Annotated in this window: 1 pseudogene; it reads left to right on the top strand. The window is 58.4% G+C overall.

What is annotated here, in order from left to right:
• Positions 1-221: pseudogene (locus HMPREF2993_RS13225) on the top strand (HNH endonuclease); the annotation flags it as partial.

Raw genomic sequence — 221 nt, 5'->3', positions numbered from 1 at the left:
GTGGATGATTTACGCGCGCGTGGTGCATCAAAGGCTGATGCTGTGGAGTTGGCTGGGTTGCATGGGGTGTATTTCGGGCCGACGCGTTTTACGGGCAAGCAGCGCCAGGCGCGTGCGGCTGCGGTTGCTCAAAGGCATGATGTGGCGACGTTGAGTTTGATTGAGTCGTATACCGCCAGGGTGAAGAAGGAGTTGGACGTCGATAAGCTCGTGCTCCGCCA

Origin of the sequence: Corynebacterium sp. HMSC068G04 (assembly GCF_001814885.1) — a bacterium.
Lineage (GTDB): Bacteria > Actinomycetota > Actinomycetes > Mycobacteriales > Mycobacteriaceae > Corynebacterium > Corynebacterium hiratae.
This window is presented reverse-complemented; position numbering and strand designations above follow the sequence as displayed.